This window comes from Chlorobiota bacterium (genome assembly GCA_016710285.1).
In the GTDB taxonomy this organism is placed as follows: domain Bacteria; phylum Bacteroidota; class Ignavibacteria; order OLB7; family OLB7; genus OLB7.
The window spans coordinates 1,226,908-1,251,846 of the sequence record JADJXR010000001.1; the positions used below are offsets into that span (position 1 = coordinate 1,226,908).

At 58.9% G+C, this 24,939-nt stretch carries 15 protein-coding genes; 5 read left to right on the forward strand and 10 right to left on the reverse strand.

What is annotated here, in order from left to right:
- Positions 1–132: 132 nt before the first annotated feature.
- Positions 133–609: a PH domain-containing protein gene (locus IPM61_04330; GenBank protein ID MBK8910536.1), complete on the forward strand. Its 477-nt coding sequence runs from the start codon at positions 133–135 to the stop codon at positions 607–609.
- A 39-nt stretch (positions 610–648) separates the two neighbouring features.
- Here IPM61_04330 and IPM61_04335 read toward each other — a convergent pair whose 3' ends face one another.
- The 6 genes from IPM61_04335 to IPM61_04360 all read right to left on the reverse strand — a co-directional run bounded on the left by IPM61_04335 (position 649) and on the right by IPM61_04360 (position 5,493).
- Positions 649–1,590 (reverse strand): site-specific DNA-methyltransferase, encoded by a 942-nt coding sequence (locus IPM61_04335; protein MBK8910537.1) that lies wholly within the window; start codon positions 1,588–1,590, stop codon positions 649–651.
- Entirely contained in the window at positions 1,578–2,348 is a 771-nt protein-coding gene (locus IPM61_04340) for a restriction endonuclease (protein MBK8910538.1), read from the reverse strand. Before IPM61_04340 ends, IPM61_04335 begins: the two co-directional genes overlap by 13 nt.
- A 50-nt stretch (positions 2,349–2,398) precedes the next feature.
- Positions 2,399–3,442, reverse strand: a complete 1,044-nt coding sequence (locus IPM61_04345) for a PorV/PorQ family protein (protein MBK8910539.1) — start codon at positions 3,440–3,442, stop codon at positions 2,399–2,401.
- 128 nt (positions 3,443–3,570) lie between these two features.
- A complete protein-coding gene (locus IPM61_04350; protein MBK8910540.1) occupies positions 3,571–3,846 on the reverse strand; it encodes a restriction endonuclease subunit S in 276 nt (91 codons plus the stop codon).
- Positions 3,847–3,871: 25 nt separating this feature from the next.
- Positions 3,872–4,762, reverse strand: a complete 891-nt coding sequence (locus tag IPM61_04355; GenBank protein MBK8910541.1) for a restriction endonuclease subunit S — start codon at positions 4,760–4,762, stop codon at positions 3,872–3,874.
- A gap of 71 nt (positions 4,763–4,833) precedes the next feature.
- Positions 4,834–5,493, reverse strand: a complete 660-nt coding sequence (locus tag IPM61_04360) for an MBL fold metallo-hydrolase (protein MBK8910542.1) — start codon at positions 5,491–5,493, stop codon at positions 4,834–4,836.
- Between the two features lie 298 nt (positions 5,494–5,791).
- Here IPM61_04360 and IPM61_04365 point away from each other — a divergent pair, with 298 nt between their 5' ends.
- Positions 5,792–9,256: a hypothetical protein gene (locus tag IPM61_04365; GenBank protein ID MBK8910543.1), complete on the forward strand. Its 3,465-nt coding sequence runs from the start codon at positions 5,792–5,794 to the stop codon at positions 9,254–9,256.
- A 73-nt stretch (positions 9,257–9,329) separates the two neighbouring features.
- Here the strand turns inward: IPM61_04365 and IPM61_04370 are convergent, their stop codons facing one another.
- A complete protein-coding gene (locus IPM61_04370) occupies positions 9,330–10,103 on the reverse strand; it encodes a DUF2807 domain-containing protein (GenBank protein MBK8910544.1) in 774 nt (257 codons plus the stop codon).
- 631 nt (positions 10,104–10,734) lie between these two features.
- Between IPM61_04370 and IPM61_04375 the strand changes: the two genes are divergently transcribed.
- Complete coding sequence (locus tag IPM61_04375) at positions 10,735–11,874, forward strand: hypothetical protein (GenBank protein ID MBK8910545.1); 1,140 nt, start codon at positions 10,735–10,737, stop codon at positions 11,872–11,874.
- Between the two features lie 168 nt (positions 11,875–12,042).
- Here the strand turns inward: IPM61_04375 and IPM61_04380 are convergent, their stop codons facing one another.
- The 3 genes from IPM61_04380 to IPM61_04390 form a co-directional block, all read right to left on the reverse strand.
- Positions 12,043–12,534, reverse strand: coding sequence for a hypothetical protein (locus IPM61_04380; GenBank protein ID MBK8910546.1), 492 nt, complete (start codon positions 12,532–12,534; stop codon positions 12,043–12,045).
- A 482-nt stretch (positions 12,535–13,016) separates the two neighbouring features.
- A complete protein-coding gene (locus IPM61_04385; GenBank protein ID MBK8910547.1) occupies positions 13,017–15,353 on the reverse strand; it encodes a hypothetical protein in 2,337 nt (778 codons plus the stop codon).
- A gap of 21 nt (positions 15,354–15,374) precedes the next feature.
- Entirely contained in the window at positions 15,375–15,938 is a 564-nt protein-coding gene (locus tag IPM61_04390) for a GNAT family N-acetyltransferase (GenBank protein ID MBK8910548.1), read from the reverse strand.
- A 1,649-nt stretch (positions 15,939–17,587) separates the two neighbouring features.
- Between IPM61_04390 and IPM61_04395 the strand changes: the two genes are divergently transcribed.
- Both IPM61_04395 and IPM61_04400 read left to right on the forward strand, forming a co-directional pair.
- Positions 17,588–22,888, forward strand: coding sequence for a hypothetical protein (locus tag IPM61_04395; protein ID MBK8910549.1), 5,301 nt, complete (start codon positions 17,588–17,590; stop codon positions 22,886–22,888).
- Between the two features lie 155 nt (positions 22,889–23,043).
- Positions 23,044–24,876, forward strand: a complete 1,833-nt coding sequence (locus IPM61_04400; protein MBK8910550.1) for a DEAD/DEAH box helicase — start codon at positions 23,044–23,046, stop codon at positions 24,874–24,876.
- Positions 24,877–24,939: the final 63 nt, after the last annotated feature.

Sequence of the window (24,939 nt, forward strand, 5' to 3'; positions counted from 1 at the left end):
TTTGGTTCCGGCAAGTCTCTTATTTTCGCGGCAACGAAACTCTCCGGTTTCTGCTGCCGAAGGCGGGCATTGAGGATTCCCACAGGGGGGCCCACAGTTGATCCAACAAAGCAATCTTACCGAAACCAAATTATGCCGGGTTTAGCCGTACTTGAGGAGCCGCGTGTCTTTCCGCCCAAGAAGACCTTACTGGTCATCTGGGGGGGAACGCTGCTGTTGTCGGTGTTCGGCATTGTTGTCACGCCAATCGCCCCGGGCATCACCATCGGTCCCCTTTCATTCTGGATCGCGGTGTTTTTGATTGCATTGTGGCAGCTTACGGGGGTCCATTGGGTGCAGGTGGATAACGAGGGGATCCGCTACAAGAACATTTTTCAGCGTGGCCGCGAGCTTCCGTGGGACCAGGTGACGGAGTTCCGCGAAGAAGAATTTTCGCTGGCCCCAAGCCGCATCCGTAACCGCCAGCCGTACGTGATTCTGCACCTTTCCAACCACGGCAAGGAAGGGATCCCACGCCCCATCAAGATGCGGGTAACGAACGACCAGATAGAGTTCGAGACGCTCCGCACAATCGTCCGCGCCGCAGTGCCAGGGGCAACGGGTGGTTGATGGTTGCTCGTCGCCAACGCCACTTACCGTCCCTTCTACTCACCGCCCAGCTTCGTCAAAGATGCTCTCTTGAATTGCGAATTTATTGGCCCTTATTTTATGGCCATACTTTCTTTCTACTTCTTTTTCGAACTCCTCTCTGGCATCATCATGGTTTTTTAAAAACCATTGGATATGATTTTTCAGATACTCATCTCGGATTTTCTCATCATTCAGGTCATTAGGAACCCTTTGCATTTTAGGGTCAATGCTGTCAAAGCTCAAGAACGGTTCTGCTAATCTCGCCTGAATAAGCTCAACGTATTCAGGGTTCAACTCGAACCCGATGCAGTTTCTCTCTAATTGCTGGCAAACTCTTATCGTGGTACCGCTGCCAGCAAAAGGGTCCAGAACCGTATCACCTTTGTTTGATGAAGCTAACACCATCCTCTCAATTAATCCTTCAGGTTTTTGCGTTGGATGGTTTTGGCGATTGTTTTGACAATAATGGATATGTGAGAATTCCCAGACATCGCCAGGATTGGCACCGCGCATGTTATTAATGGAGCGATAAAATTTTTGCGGAACCCGAATATCATCTATGTTGAACGTGAAATCGCTTGTTTTGGTAAACATCAAGATGTCATCATGGCGTGCCGAAAATCCTCTTTTTTTACCTACCCCCTGGGTGTAATGCCAGCATATCCAGTTATTAAAATGGAAGCCATTATCCACCTCTAAAATTTGATAGAGGTAGGAGATAAATCGAAAGCCCATGAAGACGTAGATTGTGCCTGATGGCTTCAGCACCCTGTTTGCTTCCGAAATCCATTGCTTAGTAAAGGCAATGTAATCTTCAAATGATCGGTTATCGGAATTGTTCCCATAATCTTTGCTCAGATTATATGGTGGATCGGCCACAATCAAATCAATCGTGGCCGACTTGATGTTTTTGAACAACTCCACGGCATCGCCTTGCTGTATTGTTATCACTTTATCCATTTGTTTTTGTTCGCCAGCGCAACCCAATCATCAAAAGCGCGCTGTTTTGATGAAAGAAATTTTTTATCCAACAGTTGGCAAAATTCCCAAGAAGTTCTTTTTGTCATAGTCACATAATGGATATCCCGAATTTGAATTTGTCCGGTTCCTAAAGCCGGATTGTAGCTGATGTCAGGTTCTGAAATATACTTTAGATCATAGGCATCATACTTGACAATCTCCATAATTCCATCCATCAGCCCAGTGCTATGATTTTTTTGCGAATAGACCTTATGCCGCAATGATACAATGACGAACAGGCAATCAGGGTCTTCAACGTACGCGCTTCTTATTCTGGCATAAGAAGTGATGTTTGGCGACTTCCCCGATAAAGCAAAATCTTCCGTTGTTGTTTTCACATCAACTTCCGCTGTGATAACTGAGCTGTTTTTTCTGTTCTGCTTGAATTGAAGCAGAATATCTGCCCTGTTTAATCGGTTAAGAGCCTCGACGTTGATAAGATTCCACATATTGCTTGCATCTTCTGCGACCTCTACAAAAACCTCGCAGGCCCAAGCCTCTACAAATGGTCCAGCAATTTTGTTGATATTCTCCATCGGCAACCCCAACTTAAGATTGGTGTTGATGACAATCCTATTCTCCCCTCTGTTCACAGCCGCGCCAATGATGTCCTTGATTGACCCAATTGCATAATTGGACCATTCCGGATAATCAGGACTCTCCTGAGGAATTTTAAAATTCTGTTTTTCGTAGCTCATTGCTGCCACCACTATTGTTCGTGGGTTGTTGATTCGGCATGATTGCCACATCACTTCTGCGGCGCGTACGCCACCCCAACCGTCACCCCTTGCAAGTTTTGGAGGACCGGCTGCCGAACCCAGGAGTAATCGCAGGTAAGCGCGTAACCGTTGAACAGCGGAAGGAACACGCCGCCCCCCACCGAAATATCCCCAGCATCGGCATTGGCCTTGTAGCCGGCCCGAACCAGCAACGCCCCCTCCCAACTCTCTATCGGGCGCAGCAAATACTCGGCCCCAAGCGTGATATTCTCCTCGTTATCGTTCGGATGGTTCAGCGATAGGGCGGTGGTTAGCCGTTGCGCGGTGTCGTCAACCAGCTCGTAGCCAAACCCGATGGTGAAGACCGTTGGCGGGTAAAATTCATCGAACGTGGCGTGGTCCCCCTGCATGGTTTTCACCTCCCCTTTCGGCTGAATATGCCCGCCAAAATTTTGCACCGCCACCGCAAACCGTAGCGAGCCAAGCCCGGTCCGGTACAGCGTCCCAATATCCACCAACACCCCGCGCGCGCTTAGGCCAGCAATGGATTCATCGGCAAAGCGGAGGGTTGCCCCGGCGGAGAACTGATCGGTGAAACGATGCGCGAACGAGACGGAGGCGGCAACATCCCGTGCGCGGAACGTCTGGCCGGTCCCGAACGGTTGCGTCTCGGTGGTGACGGCCATGTCGGGAACGCCGTACCGCAGCAGCGAGATACCAATGTGGTTGTCGGCATCCAGCCCGTACGCGCCGGCGGCGAACAGGTGCGTATGCTCCGCGTTATGGGGGTTGTAGCTGAACAGGAATCCATCGGGCGATTCAACAAGAAGCGCGGGGTTCCAGAAGGCCGCCGCCGGGGTGGAAGCAACCGCTGCCATTGCCTGGCCCATTGCCGCGCCGCGAGCATCGGGGGGGATTTTCAAGGCCGCAAGTGCCGAGATGCCAACGCGGTCGCCACCCAAAAACGGAAGGACCTGCGATTCGGCAACCCCGCAGAGCAAGGCAAGCATGGCGGAGGAAAGCAGCAAGAAACGGTTCGGCATCATGGTTGGCATGATTGATGTGGCAAGCATGGTTGTGCAGGAACAGCCGCAGGCAAAACGCACCGGCAAGGATACGGAATCTATCATTGATCCCGACGAAGTCGGGGTAGCGGCCCCGATCTTTATCGGGGCCCAGAGGCCGAAGATGGCGCCGAAGGCTAAAGACCTTCGGCTACCTTTTGCGGTGCGGCCTCCGGAAATGTCAACAGCCGGTCGCGGTAGTATTCGTATTGCTTCTGGCGGGCGGCGATCTCTGCCGGCAAGCCGATGCAAAGGTCATTCACCAACGCGTCGAATTTGTCCAGGATGCCCGCGATCTCCTCCTGCTCCGCAAGCGGTGGGACTGCAATCCGGAGTTCTGCAAGTTTGCCCACGGCAAGCCCAGGTTGCGCAGATTTTGACGCGTACTGATTCAGGTTCATCAGCGTGAGCATGTGGAATGCCCAATCCACATTGATCTCAGCACCTCGCAGTCACCACCACGGCATGCTCGGTTGCGTAAAACTTGCCACGCGCCCGCTGAACATTTCCGCACAGTGCCCCCTGGCGGCCTATCAGCAAGTAGGCTCCATCGTGGCTGAACTTCTCAACAAAACCCCGAACTCCATTCCCGCCAAAACAAGGATAAAGGTGAGATTGATCCGGCTCGGCAATGATGTTTTGAGCAGAGATGTGATGGCCTGCACGCATATCGAACATCTCCCCCAACGTCCCCCACCTCACATCCTTACGCCCCTCAAAGCTGAGCAACTGGTCACGGTAATACTGATACTGCTTCCGCCGCGCCACAAGCTCCGCCTGCAGGTTCGCCAACAGTGCCATGAATAAATCCAACACCCGCACGATTTCCTGTTGGATGGGGAGCGGGGGGATGGGAAAACGGAAGGCCTTTACGGCTCCATCCGTGATGGCCGGGTAGCTTGCCCCGCGCTGGTTGGCATCCACGTAGTCGTAAAAACTCTCTGTCCCAATCAGGTGAAAAAGGAAGTTCGGAAGCAGCCACTTAGTCTTTGCGCGAAGAACGCAGTAGCCACTGCTGCAAACCTGCCCATGATACTCGGCAGGAATACGGCAGTAGCGTTTGAGCATTGGCCTTGTCGTGCCAAAGATCACATCATCCGCGTGCACAATTTGCTGGGCACGGCTTGGCGCGTCCTCGCTGGTGATGATTTCTGTGTCGCCAATTGCATGGGTCGTGCGGTCAACGGAAGTCAGGTCTATATACTGGAACTCCTCGCCTTCAACATCTTGCCAGCGGATCGTTGTTGCCTTCTCCACCAGCGTGCCCAACTCCCGAAACTCCACCCCGTTCGGGCAAAGCTCGGCGACCATTTGTTCGATGTAGTTCATGGGTTTTGATCGGTTGGGGGCGCGGGCGGTTGGCGGTGCGCCGCTGGGGTTGTTTGGAAAGAAGTTTTTTTTTACGCCAAGTATCCTTCCCAATCAAGGGCGAAGGGGTTGCGTTCGCGTTCTTCCCCGATGGTGGTTTCGGGGCCATGCCCTGGCAGGATTCGGGTTGCGTCGTGAAGCGGCATCAGCCGGGTGGCGATGCTTCGCATCAGTGCCTCGAAATCCCCCCCGGGAAGGTCCGCCCTCCCGATTGACCCGGCAAACAACACATCCCCCGAAAACGCCACCCGGTTGGCTTCGTCGTGGAAGACAAGGCTCCCTTCGCTGTGGCCCGGCGCATGCAGCACGTGGAACCCGATGGAGCCAAGGGTGAAGCGGTCCCCGTGGCGCAAGTGACGGCTGGCAGCAACGGGCTGGATGGTGAACGGGAGTGGCCAACCGGTGTGGCGCATCGGTTCAACAAGCCGGTATTCGTCATCGGGATGGACGTAGATCAGCATTTCTGGATAGTGCTGTTGCAGCGGGGCGGCATCGGCGGTGTGGTCCCAATGGGTGTGGGTAAGCAGCAGCGCGGCGGGGGTAACGCCAGCGTTGGCAAGCGCCTCAACAATCTTTTCTTGGCTGTCGGGCGGGGCATCAATAATCACCCCAACGTTGGCGGCGGGGTCAATCACCACATAGCTGTTGGTCATCACCGGACCGGTGGTGAAGGTGTGGATTTTCAGGTTCATTCTTTGGCTTGGTTGTTCGGCGTTACTGTGGCTGCGGAAGTTGCCCCAATGGTTCGGTTGCGCCAACCGCTGCGCAAGCTGTGCAGGCCCGCAAAGATAACCACATCCCCCCCACCCCACGATTGCCGCGAACTGACAATCAAACCGGGCCAAACCGACAACTTGGCGTGGTATATTGAAGCCGTTCCGGGAACAATTCGCCGCTGCTCCATTGTTCCCTTAGCTCCTTTTGCTGAACCAACTTTGGACAGATCATAACGCCAGTATCAGCACCAACCAACAACGCACAGGAAACACCATGCGCCAATCAACAACTTCATGCCGAACCTTCCGCCAAGCGATTGCTGCATTGCTGGCATTGCTTGCTCCGCTGATTGCCCCACTGATTGCTCCACTGCTGGCCACCGCCCAGCCGAGCCAATGGAATTCGGCCGGCATTGGCGGCGGCGGCGCGCTGTTCCACAGCAGCATCAACCCGCACAACAAGAATGAGATTTTTATCAGCTGCGACATGAGCGAGATGTTCCGCACCGACAATTTTGGGGAGTCGTGGAGCGTGATTGATTTCCGGCAGCTGCAGGGGGGGAACGTTCGGGGGAACGTGCAGTTCACCAGCGATCCCAAAATCTTGTACACCATTGACAGCCGCAACGACGGCGGAACCCCGGTGAAAAGCACCGACGGCGGAACCACCTGGACCCCGCTTGCCGACGACCCCACCGAAGGGGATGCCTACGCCCTGTTTGCCGACCCCAACAACACCAACGTGGTGGTGATGGCCGACTACAGCCACGTCTATTACTCCAACAACGGCGGGACCAGCTTTGTTGAAAAATTCAGCACCCCCTCCGACAACGGCTGCCACCTTGCCGGGGCGTGGTTCGATGGCGGGTCCATCTACATCGGCACCAACCTGGGGCTGCTCACCTCGGTGAACAACGGGTCATCGTTCGCAATGGCGCAGACGCCGGGGATTTTGAACGGCGAGGCAATCGTCACTTTTGTTGGTTGCAAGCAGCTTGGGGTGACGCGATTCTACTGCGTGACGTTGGGGAGCGGCGATGTGTATCCCGGGGTGACGGGGGCGGAGTTCAGCTACTTCAAAGGGGTGTACACCCGCACGATTACCGAGACCAACTGGACCGCACGGACCAGCGCGATTCCCGACGGGGTCCGCCCGTACTTTGTGGGGGCGGCGCGTGGGAACAACGCCACGGTCTATCTGGCCGGCGGAAGCGATTACGGCGTTCCCACCGTGCTGAAATCCACCGATGCCGGGCTTACATGGGCCCACAACCTGAAGACCGAAGGGAACGTGAACATCAAGACCGGATGGTCCGGGACCGAGGGGGACCGTTTCTGGACGTATGGTGAGTACGCGCTGGGCTTCAACGTCTGCGCAAGCGACCCGAACTACGTGGTGATTGCCGATCTTGGCTTTGCGCACGTCAGCAGCGACGGCGGGGCAAATTGGAAACAGGCGTACGTGAACTCGCAATACCAAAACCCGGCGGGGCAGAACACTCCGGTGGGGAAAGCCTACCGTGGGAATGGGTTGGAGAACACCACATCGTGGTGGCTTTGCTGGGCCGACAGCAGCAACATGGTTGCGGGCTTCAGCGACATCAAAGGGATTCGCACGGGGGATGCCGGAACAACCTGGTCCATCCCCTACAACGATTTTGATTTCAACAGCAGCTACCAGATCATCAAACACCCCACCACCGGAACGCTCTACGCCGCAACGTCGTCGGTGCATGACATGTACCAAAGCACCTATCTGACCGATGCCCGAATTGATGGCGGGCGGGGGAGCGTCATCTACTCCACCGACAAAGGGAAGACCTGGAAAACGCTGCACGATTTTGGGCACCCGGTGGTCTGGCTGGCGATTGACCCGAACGACCCGAACGCCTTGTACGCCAGCGTTGTCCACAGCACCGACGGCGGGATTTACTTCACCAAAAACTTGCAGAACGGAACCAGCGCAAGCTGGCGGAAAACCTACTCCAGCCCGGCACGCACGCAGGGGCACCCGTTCAACATCAACGTGCTGAAGGATGGGACGATTCTGGCAACCTACTCTGGGCGGCGTGCTGGGAATCCGCTGGCATTCACCAACAGCAGCGGCGTGTTCAGCAGCGGCGATGGCGGGACCACATGGGTTGACATCTCCTCCCCCGAAATGCTCTACTGGACCAAGGACCTTGTGGTGGACCCGCACGACCCAACCCAGAACACGTGGTACGTTGGGGTCTTCAGCGGATGGGGGGGCGCGCCGAACCAGTTGGGAGGATTGTACCAAACCACCGACCGCGGCAAAAACTGGAAACTTCTGCTGGACCTTCCCTCCAAGCCGAACAACACCAACCGCGTTACCTCCTGCGCGGTGAACCCGAAGGACCCGAACCAGATGTACGTCACCACCGAAACCGACGGGCTGTGGTACACCAGCAATTTGAAATCGGCGAACCCAACGTTTACCCAGCTGGCGGAATATCCATTTCGGCAACCGGAGCGGGTGTTCTTCAACCCGTACAACGACGAAGTTTGGGTCAGCAGTTTTGGGCATGGATTGCGCCGCGGAAGCAACGCGCCAGCCCAGCCGCCAGCTGCCCCAAAACTTACAATCCCCACCAACTTTGCAACCGACGTTCTCCGCACCGGGAACCTTCAGTGGAGCCCTTCGGCAACGGCGGTCAGCTACCGCGTGCAGCTTTCACTGGTTAGCGATTTCAGCAGCACATTGTTGGATCAATCGGGGGTTACCGCAACGCTCTATCCATACACCAACATCGCCGCCGCCACCAAATTCTACTGGCGCGTGCAAGCGGTGAACTCCTTTGGCGGAAGCCTTTGGTCCGAGGGATGGCAGTTCACCACCGTGAACGACGCGCCGCAGGCCCCGGCAGCGCCCGCGCTGGTCTCGCCAGCGAACGACTCCACCGGCGTTCCGCTTTCGCGGATGCTCTACTGGAGTCCCGTCACCGGGGCAACCAGCTACCGGGTGCAGCTTTCCACCATCAGCGATTTCACCACCACGGTGCTGGACCGGAACGACCTTGCTGGGACCTCCATCCAATATCCAACGCTCACTCCTGGAACCAAGCATTACTGGCGCGCGCAAGCAATCAACACGATTGGCCCAAGCTCGTGGTCGCCGGTCTGGAGTTTCACCACCGTGGCCGAGGAACCGCCCGCGCCCGCCGCGCCGGTGCTGATCTCGCCGGCAAACGACACCACCGGCGTTCCCATCTCCCGCTCGCTTTGGTGGAATCCATCGGCGGGGGCAACCGGCTACCGGGTGCAGCTTTCCACCGTCAGCGATTTCTCCACCACGGTGCTGGACCAATCGAACGTGGCCAACCCCACGTTGCCGTTTTCCAACCTGGCATATCTGACCAAATATTGGTGGCGCGTGCAGGCGGCGAATGGAGCGGGGAGCAGCCAGTGGTCGCCGGCATGGAGCTTCACGACGATGGCCAACTCCTCCGGGGTCGGTGCCGAGGCCGAGAAGAACGGGGTGCGATTGCAAGCAACATCAACCGGAACCAGCGTGATGCTCCGCTACGCGATTCCGAACTCCGCAAAGGTTCTGCTGCAAGCGTTCAACCTGCTTGGCCAGCCAGTTGCCACCCTTGCCGACGGCACGCTTGAAGCGGGAAGCTACCAAGCCAGCATCGGCACGTTGCCGCCCGGGGCCTACTGGTTCCGGCTGGCGGTTGGCAATGATGTTGTTCTGAGCCGCGTGGTGGTGGACTAAAAAAATAACGCGGCAAAAAAAAGGCGGGGGAAGTGAGTGCTCACTTCCCCCGCCGCTGTTTTCGCAAGGGTGATTACCGTTTCACCACATCCCCCGAGCCGTTGATGTTGGTGCGGAGCACCGGCGGATTGCCAGCATAGGCAACATCGCCGCTTCCGTTGATCTCCACGTGAAGTTCGTGCGTTGCTTGCACGCTGGCATCGCCGCTTCCGTTGATTGCAACGTGGCACTGCTCGGTCAGCAACTCACCGGCGGCGATATCCCCGCTGCCGTTAATCTCCGCCGTGAATGCCTTGCTGCTTCCTTTCAGAAAAACGTCCCCGCTCCCGCCGATGCTAACCCGTAGCTCGCCGGCCTGCACCGGGGCATTGATTGAGCCGGAGCCATCAATCGAGAAGGTGAGTTTGCCGGTGGCTGGGTTTGCGCCGGCCCCGGTGGATGCGCCGGCCCCGCTTCCCGCAACAATCGTCCCTTCGGCGGTGACATCCCCCGATCCCTCAATCGCCACCGAACGAACCTCCGGCATGGTGGCAAACACCGTCACCCCTTTGGTGGTGCAGTAGCTTTCCGTGGAGCTTATCGTCAGCACGCCGTTTTCAACCGTGGTGGTGATAATCGGCAAAAGGTTTTCCTCGGCTTGCAGCTTCAGTTGCTGCTCCCCTCCTTGCGCCAGCCGCACGTCCATGCTTCCTTCCACCACAATGCTGTGGAACGGTTCCAGCGTGCGGGATTGGGAGGTTACTTCGCCATTTCCTTCAATGCAGCCGCCCAGCGGAAAGCGGTTGCACGCGGTGATTAGCAGTCCGGTAAGTGCCATTGCAAGCAGTAGTTTGTGGAAAGTTTTCATTTGCGGCATCATGAAATTTGTTTGAGCGATACCGTTGATTAATTGTTATCGCTCCGGTTGAATTGCGTGCCGTGCCGGTACTGGCAAGTTATGGAAAGGTTGCGGGGGAGCAACGGGTGGAAATAACGCGCCGCCGCGCCCCCCTGCTTCGCCCTGACGGACGAAGCGTCCCCCCAATGCTGGGGGGAAATGGGTTTGGCTGTTGATCGTTTTCTCTCCGAATCTCACACCACTTCTGCCAGCCCCTCCCCCAGAATTGGGGGAGGCGGGGAGGGGGCTGCTGCGGTGGCGGGTTGGTAGAAATCCTTCCCGTATCACCCCCACCCAACCCAACCCCGCTGGGCGGGGGAGGGAAGATGACACCGAAGGCTAAAGACCTTTTATCAATCCCGACGGAGGTCGGGGCGGCTACCTCTTTTCTTGCTCCCCCTCTCCGTCAGTTGCTCTGGCGTTGCTCGCGAACAACCTCACGGAGAGGGGGGTGAGGTTCTGTAGGAACCGAGCGTGAGACCAAGTCAGGGCGGCTACCTTCCTCCGGCTCCGTAACGCGCCAAATGGGTGAACGTGCTGTATGTTGCGCGCCGATGCTGCGCTGCGTTCCTCGTAGGCTTCAACTATCGCAAACCTTGCCATGCTGATCTCTGCTGCTCGCTTCCTCTTCTTCAGTTTCCTTCTTGCTTCAACCCTGTTGATGCCGGCAATGCTGCGGGCCAATATGGCAAACCCTGTCCAGGCCGGGGATATCATCGGCGAGCCGTCGGGGATGCTGGACTCGATTGCTGTTCGGCAGGAACATCTGGCGATTGACCTGACCCCAATCGGCACCGGCGAACGCTACGGCTGGGTGACGGCGGAATACACCATCGTGAACAACGGGGCCGAGCGGACGCTTCCGCTGGTCTTTCTTCCGGGCGCGATTGAGGTTCGGTACTCAACCGACGGCAACGGCGCCCGCGACACAACCTTCACGATAGAAATCACCATAGATGGCCGCCCGGTCCAGGTTGCCGGGGCGTTCGCCGAAGCCGATTCTTTGCCGCTGCAGTGGCGGGTTCCGGCAAGCACGCCTGGGTTGAACAACGGCGATTCCATCTCCTACGAAACGCACAACGAAGGGGTGATACGGTTTACGCTGCCGATACCGTCGGGCCAGCATCTGGTCCGCGTCCGCTACCGTGCCGAACCAACCGCGAACTCATGGAACCGGACCACGAAGCTCTGGCAGTTCGCGTACATCTTGGCCCCGGCGCGGCAGTGGGACCAGTTCGGGACGTTGCAGGCAACGGTGACGCTGCCGGCAGGGTGGGAATCCGCAATCACCCCGGCCATGACCCTATCGGGGAACCAGTGGAGCGGAAGCTGGCAGGGGATTCCCTCCGATGCGATTGCCATCTCCTTTGCCATGCCAACGCCAAGCTGGCTTGCGTACGTTGAGCATGGCCTGCCAATCGCTGCCGTGCTGGTGGGAATCACCCTTTGCTGGATGGTTGGCAAGCGGACGGGGCGGTGGCTGGCGCGAACCAACAGAACGCCAGGTTGGAGCATCCCCTTCGCGCTTCTTGCTGGCGGAGCCTGGGCGTTGCTGGTGTTGGGGGCCGAGCTTCTTTCAGGCTCCATCGTTCGGGATGCGCTGGGCAACCAGATTGCTCGCGGCTACGGCTACGGTTTGGCAATCGTCCTGATGCTCATCTACATGCCCGGGGCGTTTTTGGTGGGGACGCTTCTCACAGTGGTGGCGGCGTATCGCGGGAACAAGAGCGAGGCCAAATAATCGCGGGGAAAAGATTCAGGAAGCGAGGGATAGAGATCACCGGCGGCGCGGGGAAATGGGGCGGGCATGAGAGAGAGAGGTGCGGGAAGAATGAGATACAAGACAACCCCGGCTTCCGGGCAAGAAGGTACAGGAGGAAGCCCAGAAGCCGGGGTTGCTGTTGTTGTTTTAATCACGCAGTTCGTCGGCCACAAGGCGGTCGGCTGGGCTGGGGAGGAACGTCCCGGCAGCGGAATCGAACAGCCACGAGCGGAGCACGGTGGCGTTGTTGCTGCTACGATCCACACAGACCAGGGCCAGATCAACGTATCCATCATTGTTCACATCCTCGGCAAAGATTGACTCAGCGTAGCAAAGTCCACGGTCCATCGTCAGCGTCTGTGCTACCGTAGCGGTGTCGCCAACCAGTACTTCCACCCGTGCGATTCCGCGTGCGTCCGGCGTGCCAACATTCAACTGGAACTGATACGGCGGCAGGTCGCTGAAGACCGTCCACTGGAACTCCTTTGCATCCTCCATCACTTCCGATTGCTCCATCCCGTTTTCTTCCCCTTGTGCTTGCATGGCTGTTTGGGCACTGGCGGCAATCGTCAGCACTGCCCATGTTGTGATGAGCGTTGCAGCAAGAAGGAAAAGGCGAGCGGAAAACATCGTGTTCATGGTTGTTGTTGCGTTAAAGGATTATCGTTTTGTTGAACTTCATTGGCCGCCGAAGCGAACAACTGGGCAACAAGGTAATCCCCCACGTCACGGAAACCCGCTCAGAACAACCGGCTCAAAAAAGTCCCAGAAAAAAATATCTGGCGATCGCCGCTAAGAATCCAGGATTTTCCCCCGACGAAGTCGGGGTATCCGCCCCGACCTCCGTCGGGATTGATAACAGGTCTTTAGCCTGCGGCACCATCAGGTCGAATCCCCGCACCACACCAGCCCTGAAGGGGCGACCTCCATCCGGTGAGAGATGTTGTTGAGGGTGTGGACGTTCGGGGACGATTCCCAAATCCCCCCAATTCCCAGGGCGTTGCCCTGGGCTATGAATAGTATGCCCCTTCAGGGCGAAGGAGGCGAACGCTTCGGGAAGATTCGTGGAGAACCTTGGAATCTTACTTGCGCGGCTCTCTCATCTTTCTTTCACCCCTCTCTCACCTCCCCTTCTCCCGCTTTTCCAGATACTCCAACAACCTCCGTTGCTCTTGCCGGCGGGCCTCGAAAAATGGAGTGTCCCATTCCGCCTGGGGAGTGGGGAGCGGGGCGCGAACAAAGGAGAAGAGATCCCGAAGCTGATAGGCCGTCAGCCATGCAATCGCTTGGACCGAGGCGGGGCCGGTTCCGCGGGACGCGCTGTCCGATTCGATGGAGCGAAGCAGGCCCTGCAACCGCGCCGCCGTTGACTTCGGGAAGAAGTTGGCGGTCAGCATAGTCTCCATCAACTCAACCACAACATCCCCCTTGCCGGATTCGCGCAGCCGGTGCAAAAAGCTGAGCCGCTCGGCCGCGGTCCACTGGGCGGTGAAATACTCCAGCATCGGCTTCCCCGCCTCGCCGTTTTCCAAAAAGTGCGCACGGAGCGCGGCGCGGTAGCGAAGCGGGACGCTGATATCCATCGCCATTGCGGAATCGTACAGCCGCCGCGCCGTTGCCGTGTCCCCCAGCCACCAGCAAGCATCCCCCCGCTCAATCAAAAACGGAAGGAGGGGATAGTTGGCGGTGTCGTGGCGATCCCAGGCGGCGCAGGAGTCTATCAGCGTGCGCCATTGCCGCTGGCCGTAGAGCGCGCGGATAATCCCCCCCCGCGCCCCGTAGCTTGTTCCCTCCCGCTCCGATTCCCCAAACGCTTCCAGCGCCTTCCCCCATCGGCCTTCGGCAAGGGCACGGAACCCCGCGCCGTTCAGCGTGGCAATCCGCCGCAGGCAGTGTTGCGAAAAGAACGATCCGCCGCCGAATAGATAGCGCATTGCGGGCCGATCCGTTTCTGGCATGGCGGGCATTGCCGCAACGTATCGTTCATACTCCGCCGCAAGTGAATCAAGCGGCTTCCCGTAGGCCTCCAAAAAATCGCCCCAGCCATACGCCTGCCGGAATCGCTCCGCGCCGTAGCTCTGGATCAACCATTTGCAGAACGCGCCGGCCACCACATATCCCAGCGAGGCTTTCTGGGAACTGAAGCCGCTGGTGGTCATCACCGTGGCGGCGGGTGGGGCAAGCCGAAGGTCGCCGATTGCGCGGGCGTACTGGAACAGCGTTCGGTTCCCCCAGGCATCATCCAACGCCACGGCTGTTCCTTCCAGCAATCCTTGGTTCAGCGAGATGCCCAACAGCGCGCCGTAGCGGGCCGCCACCAAATGCGCAAGCTCATGCCGCAACGCCCCCTCGATCCGGTCGAACGTTTGGTACAGCTCCCGTTTCCACGGCTTGGTGAAGCTGGCCGAGCTTGTGCCAACGAACATTTTTTGTTCATCGGGTGAGGCGAACAGATAGAGGGTAACTGGCTCGATTTCCTCGGCGCGTATTCCCAGCGTTCGGGCGTGTTCTTCAAGGTAGAAATCGGCAAGATTGGCGGCGCGCCAGCGGTCCAGCGAATCGGTGGAGAAGGCGTTAAAGTAGATGGTGGCGTGGCGCGTGCGGAGGGTGTCGCCCAGGTTCATCCGCACCCATCCATCGGTGCGGGAAAGGCCAAGATCGGAGCGGAAGGGAATGGCCGCAACGGCAGCAACCGATAGCGCGCCGGCAAGCAGAACGCCCCCTTTCCGCACAATCCCCCGCTGAACTCCAAGCCGCAATCCTTGCAACTCCTGAACAACCAGCAGCAACGCGGCGGCAACGGCAACGTGCGCAATCCGGTACAGAAGCAGCCGCCCGGTAATTGGGAGTTCAGGGTCCCAGGACCCTCCCGGGAAAAACCCGATTTGCCACGCATACATAAAAATGTGCGGCCCGTGGTACGCCTCGTGTCCCCCGCGAAACAACGTCAGGGACCAGAGGCCCAGGAACCCGCACAGCTGCACCCACCGGCGGCAGAAGGTCATCCCCGCAAGCAACGCCAGCACACTGCTGATCCATGCCGAAGCCGGGACAAGCAGCAGATACCACAACAGCCCGTCGGCAATCCCGCACCCGTGGCCGAAACACGCACGCACAAGCGGCACAATCAATGGAGGGATGGAGAGAGCGATTGCGCGGAGCGAGGTCTGGCGGAAATCGGTGGCGATCTGGCGGCGGTGGTCGCGGGCGGCGGCTTCATCCACAACGCCCGCCGACGGCAGCGCGCACCACGAAGCCCCGCGCCACAGCGTTGCCAGCCCAACTACAAGGCTTGCAACCAGTGCCATCGCCCCGGAGAACTCATAATGGAGTTCCCCCGTCAGCGGCAGGAACTGCAGCCCAAGCGAGGCCAGCATCAAGGCAGCAAACGGGGCAAGCAAGGAAGGAGAGCGAGTGCCGGAGAGCGAGTTAAAGATGACAGAGATGATGTTGGACATAATGACAGCAATGCCACCGAATTATGGAGCAATGGTTGAGTGCAAGAACAGGGCCATGAATGCCTCATCGGCGTATCCATCCTCGGTCTTCATGGCGTGCCGCTCAATGCCGAACGTCACGAAGCCAAGCGATTGGTACAGGGTGTGCGCGGCGGTGTTGGTTGGCACCACCCAAAGGAGTATCTGCTCAAGGCCCGGCATGGTGCCGGCCCGCTGGATCACAAACTCCAGAAGCCTGCGCCCGTAACCGTTGCCTCGTGCTTCGGGGGCAACGTACACGCCCCAAACGGTTCCCTTGTGCCGGACCCGCTGCTCGGCCTCGCGATAGAACCCTGCGCAGCCCACCATCTGTTCTTCCATAAAAGCTCCAACCACCCAGGCATCAGGGTTTGGGGCCAGGCGTTCGGCAATCTCCGCAACGCTGCGGCGTTCCTCCTCTTCCGGTGTGATGAGGAATGCTGGCGGACGCTCGTGCAAACCACGCAGCCGCAGCGTGCGGAACTGCGCGGCATCCTCCGGGCCAAGCAATCGGAGAGTTACGGGTTTCAGCTCTGGATTCATTTCTGGGTTCATTTCTGGATTCATTGACAAACTCCCTGCGGTTAAAAAAACGAAGATAGGAGGACCGGACGCATTTCAACGTGCCGCGCCCCCCTGCTTCGCCGCAAGCGACGAAGCGTCCCCCCAATCCTGGGGGGAAATGGGTTCGGTGAATGCGCAGGCTAAAGACCTGTTATCAATCCCGACGGAGGTCGGGGCGCCTACCATCATTGGGTCTGCCAGCCCCCAGCATTGGGGGAGGCGGGGAGGGGGCGACTGCGAGGGCGGGTTGGTAGGCCTCTCCGCTTCCCGTATCACCCCCACCCAGCCCTCCCGCAAGTTTTCCGCAAACGCTCGTGAAACACTTCCCCTCCCGCGGAGGGGTGCCCGACAGGGCGGGGTGGGTTTGGGGGAGCCATCGAACAAACGGGGCTTTCTGTTATTCATCGAAGCCCACGCATGCGTTTCCGCCGCGCCCCCCTGCTTCGCCGCAAGCGACGAAGCGTCCCCCCAATGCTGGGGGGAAATGGGTTCGGTGAATGCGCAGGCTAAAGACCTGTTATCAATCCCGACGGAGGTCGGGGCGCCTACCATCATTGGGTCTGCCAGCCCCCAGCATTGGGGGAGGCGGGGTGGGGGCGACTGCGGTAGCGGATGCCATTGGGCTTGGTTGCTTCGCCCAACGTCGCTCCGATTCAATCGGGACAGCTACCCGCAAAAACTCCCGAAGCGTCCCCCTCCATCGGAGGGGTGCCCGACAGGGCGGGGTGGGTTCGGGGGAGCCACCGAACGGGCGGCGGTCCGCGTTGGCTCCGGAAGGCTCTGATCCTGAGATTCAGGAATGGACGCGGTGTCGCGGGTGTCCCCAACCCACCCCCCCAGCCCCCTTCCAAGAGGGGGAGCCGCGCAATGCCAACCCACAGAGTTGCACATGGCATCATCCAAAAACTCCCGAAGCGTTCCCCTCCTTCGCCCTGAAGGGGCAGGCTATCATAGCCCAGGGCAACGCCCTGGGAATCGTTCCCCAAACATCTCACCGCCCTGAAGGGGCAACCTAAAAGGACAACCCCATTCATCCACCAATCATGCACACACCGCACCGATTGGAAATCCACACCCTCAACACCATCTCCAACCGGATGGAGGTCGCCCCTTCAGGGCTGGTGTTGCGTGGGTTGGTTTTGTTCCCAGGGCGTTGCCCTGGGCTGGCATGGGTCGCCCCTTCAGGGCTGGTGTGGCACGGAGGGGCGACCTGATAGCACCGAAGGCTAAAAATCTTTTATCAATCCCGACGAAGGTCGGGACGGCTACCTTTCTCTTGCTCCCCCTCTCCGTCAACTGCTCCGCCGGTGCTCGCGAACAATGTCACGGAGGGGGGGGGGAGTGAGGTCCAGTAGCGACGGGCGGAGGGGAGATGGAGAGTGTGAAATAGGAATGCCCATCCATAGATATTGCGTCGGAGAATTTCTGCATTTTGCCGCCGCTTCTTTATTGAGGCATCCTTCCGAACCAAGCCTGAGGCTGTTCCTTCGCTGCGTATCGCAATCATGCAGGCGAAGGGCATATGCAAGGGTTGCACTTTCCACTTTCCACTTACTGGAGTTTGTATGATTCAGCGGTACGTTGTTGCGCTATTGTTGGGGCTGTGTGGCGGCGTTGTTCTATGCCAGAAAACGTTTGCACAGTCCCATCCGATGACCGACATCTATGGCCACATGGGGATTGGGACCATCGCGCCGGACAAATCGGCAATCCTGGACCTATCAACCACCACCGCTGGCTTCCTGATGCCACGGCTGACCACTGCCGAACGGAACGCGATTGTTAGCCCGGCAACAGGGTTGATGATCTTCAACACCGACTCAAAGACGATTGAGTTCAACATCGGGACGACCTTTGCCCCGATCTGGGACCCGGTGCTGACGGCCAGCAGCGGGGGCGGGGTATTCTGGAGTCTGACGGGCAACGGAGGGATCAATCCCGCAACCAACTTTTTGGGAACCACCGATGCCCAGCCGCTGGTGGTTCGGACCAACAGCGTGGAGCGTCTGCGTGTGGCCAGCACGGGTGAGGTGGGAATCGGGACGGCAGCACCAACCGCTGGACGGTTGCTGGAAGTTGCGGGAACCGCCGGCGCAGCAAACGTGCGGTTCGGCTCGGCAAGCGGAGCGGCTGATGGAAGCGTGTGGGCACCTGGAGCCAACGACGGTGTGATCACCGCCGATGGAAACGGCGACCTGCTGAAACGAACCGCGACAGCAGTGGTAGGATCGGTAGCATGGCTAACAACAGGGAACGCAGGCACAACCGCCGGAACGAACTTTGTGGGAACCACCGACGACGAACCGTTCGAGATTCACGTGGATAACGGAGGCACCGCCACCGAAGGCCGCCGCCGGGTGATGCGGTTTGAACCGAACGCCAGCAGCCCGAACATCATTGGCGGGTTCAGTGGGAACTTGGTTACTCCTGGCTTGGTCGGTGCAACGATATCGGGCGGCGGAATGAATACGCTCATCAACCAAGTGACCGGTACGTTTGGATTCGGAGTGATTGGTGGAGGTATGCAGAACATTGCAGGAGACTTTGCGACAGTCGGTGGAGGACTGTATAACACCGCATCAGGGGGAGGAGCAGCAGTGGGGGGAGGAAGTGGGAATCAAGCACTGGGGTCACGTTCAACCGTGGGTGGGGGAGCTGTCAACGTCTCATCGGGACTCACTTCAACGGTGGGTGGAGGGGATAATAACGAAGCATCCGGGGACTATTCAACAGTGGGCGGAGGAGAAGCTAATGATGCACTCAGCACTATTTCAACTGTGGGTGGAGGTCAAAACAATGTTGCATCGGGATTTGGTTCGACGGTGGGTGGAGGATATATCAACACGGCATCCAGCGATTACTCAGCAATCCCCGGCGGTCGCGGCCTAACGCTGGCTTCCACTGCCGACCGCAGCTTCGGCTTCCACGCCAACAACGCTGCTGGCACGCTACCAATGACGATCTCCGATGCCAACGTAGCAGTCTTCGGCAACACCGACCTCTGGCTTGCCAACAACAATAACGCGCCAAGCGAGCTGCGGTTCTTCGAGGCATACAACGCTGCAGGAGCGTTCCCAAACACAGCGAATTACACGGCGTTCAAAGCGCAGAATCAAGCGAGTGACATCACCTACACACTCCCCCCGGCTCTTGGCAGCGGCAGTTCGAACTACCTTCTCACCGACGCATCGGGAACCGGAAGCCTGACGTGGGCAGGGGTTTCCTCCATGGCATGGGCTTTGGGTGGGAACGCGATTGCTGGGCCGGAGGTGTTGGGAACAACCAACGCACAAGATCTGAACATTGTTGCCGGAGGAACCACGCGCATCACCGTTGACGATGCCAGCGGAAACGTCGGCATTGGCGGCGCGGTATCCGGCACCGACAAACTGAGCGTCACCGGAAATATCAACAGCAGCACGCAGTACAACATTGGCGGAGCACGGGTGCTAAGCGTGCCCGGGACCGCCAACGCGTTTGTTGGGGTGGGATCGGGAACGGCAAACACCAGCGGGAACAACAACACCTTTGTGGGGAACAACGCTGGCACGGCAAACACCACCGGAAACGGAAACGTTGCCGTTGGCGCAGGGGCGTTCGACGCAAACACCAGCGGAAGCAGCAACATCGCCATTGGCCGGGATGCGTTGGGGGCCAACACCACTGCTTCCAACAACACCGCCGTTGGCGACAGCGCATTGCTGCGGAACACCACCGGGTCCAGCAACACCGCCGTTGGCGACAGCGCACTGCTGAACAACACCACCGGAATGAACAACACCGCCGTTGGCGCGCTAACGCTGGCAAACAACGCGGGGGGAATATCGAACACCGCGATTGGCATAGGATCGCTGCGTGCAAACACCAGCGGCATTGCCAACACCGCAGCCGGGGCCGGCGCGTTGGGCGCAAACACCACATCGCTGGGGAACACCGCTGTTGGTGTGCTGGCACTGGGCGCAACCACCAGTGGCGGAGGCAACACCGCCGTTGGATTCCAATCGCTTGCCGGCAACCTGACCGGAACCGGGAACACCGCCGTTGGCCAGGGCGCGCTGCAAGTATCAACCGTAAGCAACGCCACGGCCGTTGGGTTCAACGCGTTGAATGCCAACACCACCGGCCCCAGCAACACCGCCGTTGGCGACAGCGCATTGCTGCGGAACACCACCGGCGCACGGAATACCGCAATGGGTGATAGCGCATTGATCAACAGCACCACCGGAAGCGGGAACACCGCGTCCGGCGCAATGGCACTTGCGCAAAACACCAGCGGAAGCGGAAACACCGCAATGGGGATCATGGCTTTGCAGAACGCCGCCAGCAATGTCAACACAGCGTTTGGCGCACAAGCCGGTTTGGGGGTGACGACCGGCGGATTCAACACCTTCCTGGGCTACCTTGCCAACGCAAGCAGCGGCACAATCAACAACGCAACGGCGATTGGTGCCCAAGCAATGGTTGGCCAAAGCAACAGCGTTGTGATTGGCTCCATCAACGGAGTAAACGGCGCAACTGCCGATGCCAGCGTTGGCATCGGAACCACAACACCAAACTCAACCAGCCGGCTGCACGTTGCCGGAACCGCTGGCACAGCAAATGTTCGGATGGGGTCGCTTGGCGGCGCAGCGATTGCCACGCCATACTCACCCGGCGCAAATGATGGAATCGTTGTTTCCGATAACAATGGCGACCTGCTAAAACGCTCGGTGAACAGCGTGGTGGGGGGGCTTTCCGTTCTCTACAATGTTGCCGCCACACAAGCCACAGCAACGCCACGGACGAACTACCTGTACGACGTTGCCTACGATGCCACCGCACCAGATGCAGCATCGTCGGGAGCGCGCATCACCTCCAGCGCGGGGGCCGCGGGCAACCTGAACGCAACGGCATTGACGCTGGTGGCAACCGCAACTGGCAGCGGCGTGGCAACGGCACTTGACGCAACGGGAAATATTAACACCAACACGCAGTACAACATTGGCACCAACCGCGTGGTAAGCGTTTATGGGACGAACAACGTGTTTGTTGGCGTGGGGGCCGGCACCGCAAACGACAACTCCGGCGCCGGGGGAACGGCCAACACCTTTGTTGGATTCAACGCCGGAACAGCAAACACCACTGGCGACAACAACACGGCACTTGGGAACGGCGCGCTCCACTCCAACACCACAGCCATTGCCAACACCGCAATCGGCCAGAACGCACTGGGGGGGAACACTACCGGAACCTTAAACACTGCGGTTGGCCTTAACGCGCTTCAGCTAAACACAGGTGGCAATTATAACACTGCCGTTGGCGTTGGCGCGTTGAACAAAACCACCGTTAATGGCGGCACCGCCGTTGGCACCAACTCACTGCTGGAGAACACCACCGGAACCGACAACACTGCCGTTGGCGCGAACTCACTCCAGAAAAACACCACCGGCTTCAACAACGTGGCGATGGGTGTGAATACCGTGCAGAAAAACATAGACGGCAACAACAACACCGGAATCGGCGCAAGCGCGTTGTTGGAGAATCTTTCCGGAAGCGGAAACACTGCGGTGGGAACATCAGCACTTCAGAACAACACGGCAAGCAACAACACCGCCGTGGGCTACGGTGCATTGGACGCAAACACCACGGCAATAAACAACACCGCTGTTGGGAAAGATGCCCTGGGCGCAACAAGCATTGGCGGATCGAACACCGCCGTTGGCGCAAGCGCGTTGGCGGTAAACACGGCAAACGACAACACTGCCGTTGGCGCAGCAGCGTTGCGACAAAACACCACCGGAACCAGCAACACCGCCGTCGGGGTCAACTCACTCTTCGTCAATACCGACGGCATCAACAACACCGCCATGGGGGTGGGATCATTGGGGGGAAACACCAGCGGCGATAACAACACCGCTGTCGGTATCAACTCAATGGTGACCAACAGCACCGGCGATGATAACACAGCCATGGGAGCCAGCTCGCTAAACGCCAACACCATTGGCGCAAACAACGTGGCCGTTGGCGTTCGCACCATGCTGGCCAACACCGATGGCAACCGGAACGTGGCCGTTGGCGCAAGCGCTCTTCTTACCAACAGCACCGGCAACAACAACACCGCCATTGGAACCGAGGCATTAAAACTGAACACTGCCAGCGACAACACCGCCGTTGGCAACGCAACCTTGCTGAACAACAGCACCGGCACCGGCAACACCGCCATCGGTGCGCGAGCGCTGGGTGCCGTCACCACCGCAGGCGCAAATACTGCGGTTGGCCTTGATGCACTGGCCGCCAACACCGCCGCTGGGAACACCGCCGTTGGTGCGGCAGCACTGGCGGCAAACACCACCGGAACCGGGAACACTGCCGTTGGTGTCAACGCGCTGTTTGCAAATTCCACTGGGGCCAACAACACCGCAATGGGCGTGGGGTCCTTAGGGGCAACCACCGGAAGCAACAACACGGCAATGGGCCACAACGCTCTGGTTGCAAACACATCGGGCGCGGGGAACACTGCGCTTGGAACAAGCTCCCTTTCGGCAATCACCGCCAACAGCAACGGAACGGCCGTGGGGAACAACGCGCTTCTGAGCGCAACCGGCGCAGGGAACACCGCGCTGGGTGCGGCTGCCGGAACCGCCGTCACTTCAGGATCGAACAACACCCTTATCGGCGTTGGCAGCAACACCACCGGGGGAAGCGCGGGCACGCTGACGAATGCAACCGCGATTGGCGCAAACGCCGTTGTTGGGCAAAGCAACGCTCTGGTTCTTGGCAACAGTGCCGATGTTGGAATCGGAACCAGCACACCCCGCGCAGCGTTGGAGGTGGCCTCCACTGGCGCAATTATCGTCCCGGTGGGCACAACCGCCCAACGCCCGGGAACGCCAGTGACGGGAATGATCCGGTTCAACACCACCACCAGCAAGTTCGAGGGGTATGACGGAACCACGTGGGTAAACCTCAATTAGGAACTCACTCCGTCCATCGCATGCAGTATCAGCCGAATGCCCTGCCGTTTATCAGCAGGGCATTCGGCTTGATAGGGGCTGCTTCGCGCTGGGGAATCACCCCCCGCGAACCAACCGATACTCCCCGCAACCCCGATTATCCGTAACATGGCCAGATGAAAACCAACAACGGAACCGACAACGCACCAACAACCGCAGCCGGAACAGCCGATTCGTTCGCTGAAATTGGGCTTAGCCTTCCCCTTGTTCAAACCTTGACCGAGCTTGGCTACGAGACCCCAACGCCAATCCAACAGCAATCCATCCCGCTTCTGCTTTCTGGCAAGGACCTTATCGGCCAGGCCCAAACCGGAACCGGAAAAACCGCCGCATTCTCCCTGCCAATTCTTGACCGCTTGGACCTAACCCGTGGGGCGTTGCAAGCCTTGATTCTTACTCCAACCCGCGAGTTAGCAATCCAGGTTTCCGAGGCAATCCACACGTACTCGCGGCATCTGGGCCGGATTCGCGTCACGCCGATTTACGGCGGTGACTCCATCCAAAAACAGATCGTCCGGCTGCGCGGGCCGATGCACGTTGTGGTTGGCACGCCCGGGCGGATTATGGACCACCTTCGGCGCGGCACGCTCAACTTCAACGCACTCCGGTTTGTGGTGCTTGACGAAGCCGACGAGATGCTCCGCATGGGCTTCCTTGACGACGTGGAATGGATTCTTGGCCAAGCCCCAACCGAACGGCAAACCGCGCTGTTCAGCGCCACCATGCCGCGCGAAGTTCGCCGCATCAGCGAACGCTATTTGCAGTCGCCAACATCGGTGGAGATCACCCACAAAACGCTGACGGTCCCTTCGGTGGAGCAGTTCTACTTCCACGTCACCGAGAAGCTGAAGCTGAACGTCCTGACCCAACTGCTGGACACCCGCGACGGCGATGCCGAAGCGATGCTGATCTTCACCCGAACAAAACTTGGCGCGGCGGACCTTACCGAAAAACTTCAAGCACGCGGCTACGAAGCCGAGGCGATGCATGGCGGAATGAGCCAATCGCAGCGCGAAAGCGTGGTGCGCCGGATGCGTGCCGGGCAGATTGAGATTGTGGTGGCCACCGACGTTGCCGCCCGCGGCCTGGACATCGAGCAGATTAGCCTGGTGGTCAACTACGACATCCCCGGCGACCCCGAAGTCTATGTCCACCGGATTGGCCGCACCGGGCGGGCCGGGCGTTCGGGAACCGCCTTCCTGTTCGTCACCCCGCGCGAGGAACGGCTGATGCGGGAGATTGAACGCTACACCGGTCAGCGGCTGATCCCCAAAAAAGTTCCCTCACGCGCCGACGTTGCCGCGCGGCGCATGGCATTGTTCAAAGAACGCCTGCTGAAAACATTGGGGGAGGAGAACCTGGACCCATACCTCACCTTGATTGAGGAGCTTGCCGAAGAGAGCGGGCACGAGATGGCCGAAATCGCCGCCGCCGCAGCACGGCTGGCCCAGGGGGAGAAGCCGATCGTGGTTTCGGTGGAGCCGGAGCCGCAAAGCATCGCCGGGGCCGAGCGCGGAATGGCGCGGCTGTTTATCAACGCCGGGCGCAGCGCGGGGATTGGCCCGTCCGATATTGTTGGGGCAATCGCCAACGAAGCGGGGATTCCCGGGCGCGAGATTGGGGTGATTGACATCTACGATGACTTCACCTTTGTTGAAGTTCCGGCGCGCCACCGCGACCAGGTGTTGGACTCGCTGGCGGGGGCAACCATCCGCAACCGCGAGACGAACATCCGCCCGGCAACGGAGCACGATCTGAAGCCAAGAAGGGAGTTCAAGCCACGGGAATCCGAAAGGAAACCGAAGCGATTCGCCGACCGCAGCGACCGCAGGACCGAGGACCACTCCGGCGGCTGGTACGAAGACGTCCCACGCAAACGAAAAGCCGGAAAACCAATAGCCGTAAAGGATAAAAAACGGAAGAAGGTGGGTGGGAAGAAGCGGAGGTAGGGAAGCGGAACATCACGCCCGGTAACCACCCTGACTATTTGGGTGGCTACCGGGCGTTTTTGA